Origin of the sequence: uncultured Salinicola sp., from assembly GCF_937921195.1 — a bacterium.
GTDB lineage: Bacteria > Pseudomonadota > Gammaproteobacteria > Pseudomonadales > Halomonadaceae > Salinicola.
Map to the genome: position 1 here is coordinate 1 of NZ_CALFQK010000036.1, position 4,119 is coordinate 4,119.

The following is a 4,119-nucleotide window of genomic DNA, read 5'->3' on the forward strand; positions in this document are numbered from 1 at the left end:
CCTTATGTCAGTCTATGGCCAGGAGCGGTGCAGTTGGAGCTATTTGTCCATCACCTACCAAGTAACACCTTCGCCGGGCTGCGATGCCGCAGTTCGCAGACAGGGAGGCGTCGCGTCTCACAATAGTCCGGAAAACTTGATTGACCTCAGCCAGAGTTGCCGTAAAGATAGACAAAATCTATAGATACTAGAGCTATAGATTCTCACGAAACATGCATCCAATCGATGCGAGCGCAGTGAACAGCGCCTTGACCTGGCAACATACCAAGCCGCGCGCAAACGAGGCAAGAGAGGCAGCCATGCAAACAAAGTACAGAAACTGTTCCCTGGTGATTATCGCCTCCGCTCTGCTTGCCAGCTGCGGGATCACAAACACGGAAGGCCAGAACGATCGATATGAAATCGGCAATATTCCAGAGAATGTTGTTGCCATGGCCGCTCCCGATCAGGATTTGTCGACGGCTCGCCTGCAAAGCGAAGACGATTGTTACTGGTATATGCATGCCGGCCCAGTGGAAACCACTCTCGTGCCGCTTCGCGCAACTGGCGGCCGCCCGATATGCGTGGTGCAGCAGCCGGTATCTTGAGCGATTTCCGGCCTTCCACGCCTCAGGTGGAAGGCCAGAGGTCACCCCGGCCTCACGAGGCTGTCTTCTGCTGAGTAAAGATAAGCTGTCGAGCCGATCTCAACATTTTCGAACAGATCGTTGATATGAGCCATCACCATTCGAACGCAGCCTGAGCTTGCCCGCCCGCCAATGCTTTCGGGATACGGCGTGCCATGAATCCGCAGATATGTATCCCTGTCGCCGACGTACAGGTAAAGAGCTCTTGAACCGAGCGCATTGGCGGGGCCGGGCTCCACGCCATCTGCATACTGAGCATTCTGGGGATCCCGTTCGATCATGTTCTGTGTCGGCCGCCAGTGGGGCCATTCGACCTTGCGCTTGATCGTGTACGTACCTGGCTCGTAGAGATCCCCCTGGGCAATGGCTACACCATAACGCATGGCGGTACCGCCTTCCTCTATGTGGTAGAGGTACCTTGCCACGGCATCGACATGGATATCTCCGGGACGCAGTTCGTCGTTCGCCAATACCCGTTGAGGAAGGAACCTGGGATGTAGCCCCCAAGGGTTCGTGGTCGCGGGATCATAGCCAAATGGGGTGACCTCTGCGTCCCAAGCGGCTTTCTGTTGTTCGCTGGGCCAGTTATTGGCAAACGAAAGCGTCGGGACCGACGACGGGAGCAGCGCTGCAGTTGTCTGGATAAAGTGTCGTCTCGTCAGCATCTCAAGTTTCCCAAATGCACAGTGAACCGGTTCGATCGCTTGTACGCGATGGATGCGGTATAAAACCTCCAGCCCCTATAGCATCAAGGGGTGTCCCGGATTTTGTTGCGGAAAGCATCCCATCCGCCAGAAGTGAATCTCCTGCAGCTCTGGTCGCGACAGAACCCGATCAGCTAGGCGAAGACTCCCAATAGATTGCAGCCGTTCGCTGATACCGACATCGATCAGAGAACAATGTGGGCGAAGCAATCGTCGCAGCAACGAAAAGGACTTGAAGCTACAGTTACTATAGCCTGTAAGAACCGACTCGGTCAAAGATAGCCCCGGCCAGTTGCCGGGCCAGGAGCAAAGAAAATGAGTGGAGCCGAGCGCCGAGACTGGACTGTCAGCGGCATGGATTGTGCCGCCTGCACGTTAAAAGTGACGAAGGCCGTCGAGCGCCTTCCGGGTGTCAGCGGCGTAAAGGTAGCGCTGATGAGTGAGCGCCTTTCGCTGGATCTGGAGCCTGCCAGTACGGACCCTGCCGAGATCGAGGCCATCGTGAAGCGCCTCGGATACAGGATTGCGCAGCGTGGCGCGTCGTCGCCGGAGAATACGCTCGACGCCCCGAAAAAGGCACACACTCATGGCGCTGACTGCGAAGGCTACGATCACGATCACGCCAACCACGGCCATGACCACGCCAAAGGCGGTGACAAAGGGCCGTCGTCTGCAAAGGCCGACGCCGGGCATGGCAGCCCCGGTCATGTCCATGATGACCCCGCTGATCGCGGCAAGGCGTGGTATCAGACCAACAAGGGACGGCTGGTGATCTTCACGGGGGCCTTGCTTGTCCTTGCATGGGGTTTCGAGCTTCTGACCTCGGCGGACTACGGTTACTGGGCCTTTACCTTCGCCTGCGTGATCGGCGTCGCCCCGGTGGCGAAGCGCGCCTTCGAGGCCGTTCGCCTCGGGCAGCCCTTCACCATCGAAAGCCTGATGACCATCGCCGCCATCGGCGCCCTGTTCATCGGTGCAGCCGAGGAAGCGGCGCTTGTGGTGTTCCTCTTTGCCGTGGGCGAGGTGCTTGAAGGTGTGGCCGCCGGCAAGGCGCGCGACGGCATCAGGGCGCTGGCCAATCTGGTGCCCAAGACCGCACTTCTGGAAATCGACGGCAAGACCCGCGAAGTCCCGGTCGACCAGCTCGAGGTCGGCCAGCGCGTTCTGGTGCGCCCCGGGGACCGCATCCCGGCCGATGGCGAGATTGCCGAGGGCACCAGCGGTATCGACGAAAGTCCCGTGACCGGTGAAAGCGTCCCTGTTACCCGGGGGCCGGGAGAATCGGTCTTCGCGGGATCGATCAATACCGAGGCCGCGCTTCGCGTGACGGTGACGAAAACCGCAGCGGACAACACGATTGCGCGCATCATTCAGCTGGTCGAGGAGGCCGAGAACGCCCGCGCGCCGACTGAGCGGTTCATCGACCGGTTCAGCCGCTGGTACATGCCCGCCATCGTCGTGCTGGCGGCGCTGGTCATCTTGATCCCGCCGCTCGCTACCGGGGCCGACTGGAACACCTGGATCTATCGCGGCCTCGCGCTGCTGCTGATCGGCTGCCCCTGCGCCCTGGTGATCTCGGTTCCGGCTTCGATCGCCTCAACCCTCTCCTCGGGCGCCCGGAAGGGCCTTCTGATGAAGGGCGGCGCGGTCATCGAGGCCGCCGCCAAGGTTTTGGCGATCGCTTTCGACAAGACCGGCACACTGACCCACGGCAAACCGAAGGTGACCGACATCGTGCCCGCGCCCGGCGTGTCTGAAAGCGACCTGCTGGCCGTCGCGGCCGGGGTCGAGACCGGATCGTCGCACCCGCTGGCCCAGGCCATCCTACGTCGGGCGGAGGAGGCGGGGATCGAGGCCCTGCCCGCGACCGACGCACGCGCCATCGTCGGCAAGGGCGTCGAGGCACTGGTGGGCGGCGCGAAGGCCTGGGTGTCCTCGCCTCGCCACGCCGAGGAGTCCGGGGGCATCGCCGACGACCAGTCCGAGATCGCGGCGCGGCTGGAGACCGAGGGCAAGACGGTGGTCGCGGTGTTCCGCACAGGCCAGTCCCTTGGCCTCGTCGCCCTGCGCGACGAGCCGCGCAACGACGCCGCCGAGGCCATGGCCCAGCTGCGGGCGATGGACATCGCGCCGGTGATCCTGACCGGCGATAATCCCCGCACGGCCGAAGCCATCGCCGGGCAGCTCGGCATGGAATTCCACGCCAGCATGATGCCCGAGGACAAGCTGAGGCTGATCCGCGAGATGGGCGCAACCGGCGGCGTCATGATGATTGGCGACGGGATCAACGACGCACCGGCGCTAAAGCAGGCGAACGTGGGTGTGGCGATGGGCTCGGGCACCGACGTGGCACTGGAAACCGCCGATGCGGCGATCCTGCGCGACAGGGTGGTGGACGTACCGGCCCTGATCCGGCTTGCACGGGCCGCCATGGCCAACATCCGTCAGAACGTGGCCCTGGCGCTGGGTCTTAAAGCCGTGTTCCTGGTGACGTCCGTGCTGGGGCTGACCGGGCTCTGGATCGCCATTTTGGCCGATACCGGGGCCACGGTGCTGGTCACGCTCAATGCCCTGCGACTGTTGCGCTTCAATCCGTCTGACAATCGCTAGCATTTCCACGCAGAGCATACGCCGCCTTGAAACAAGGTTTGAAGACTTGGATTGAGGTTCGGCTCGTCAGTGTAGGCTCCACAGAAAAGGACCTGAACACGAGGTGCGAGAGGATGTCGGACAGTGGAAAGGAGAAAACGTGAAATTGAGATTCGACACCTTCGATGCTTCGTCAACGC

At 61.6% G+C, this 4,119-nt stretch carries 3 protein-coding genes; 2 read left to right on the plus strand and 1 reads right to left on the minus strand.

Features of this window, described 5'->3' with window-relative positions; genetic code table 11:
- Positions 1 to 299 precede the first annotated feature (299 nt).
- Positions 300 to 587 (plus strand): hypothetical protein, encoded by a 288-nt coding sequence (locus Q0602_RS03365; RefSeq protein ID WP_076623833.1) that lies wholly within the window; start codon positions 300 to 302, stop codon positions 585 to 587.
- Positions 588 to 628: 41 nt separating this feature from the next.
- Here the strand turns inward: Q0602_RS03365 and Q0602_RS03370 are convergent, their stop codons facing one another.
- Positions 629 to 1,291, minus strand: coding sequence for a L,D-transpeptidase (locus tag Q0602_RS03370; RefSeq protein WP_076623832.1), 663 nt, complete (start codon positions 1,289 to 1,291; stop codon positions 629 to 631).
- A gap of 354 nt (positions 1,292 to 1,645) precedes the next feature.
- Between Q0602_RS03370 and Q0602_RS03375 the strand changes: the two genes are divergently transcribed.
- A complete protein-coding gene (locus Q0602_RS03375) occupies positions 1,646 to 3,940 on the plus strand; it encodes a heavy metal translocating P-type ATPase (RefSeq protein WP_298838974.1) in 2,295 nt (764 codons plus the stop codon).
- Positions 3,941 to 4,119 lie beyond the last annotated feature (179 nt).

Coding starts and splice junctions, on each gene's coding strand:
- Q0602_RS03365 (WP_076623833.1), top strand. CDS start 300: ATGCAAACAAAGTACAGAAACTGTTCCCTGGTGATTATCGCCTCCGCT.
- Q0602_RS03370 (WP_076623832.1), bottom strand. CDS start 1,291: ATGCTGACGAGACGACACTTTATCCAGACAACTGCAGCGCTGCTCCCG.
- Q0602_RS03375 (WP_298838974.1), top strand. CDS start 1,646: ATGAGTGGAGCCGAGCGCCGAGACTGGACTGTCAGCGGCATGGATTGT.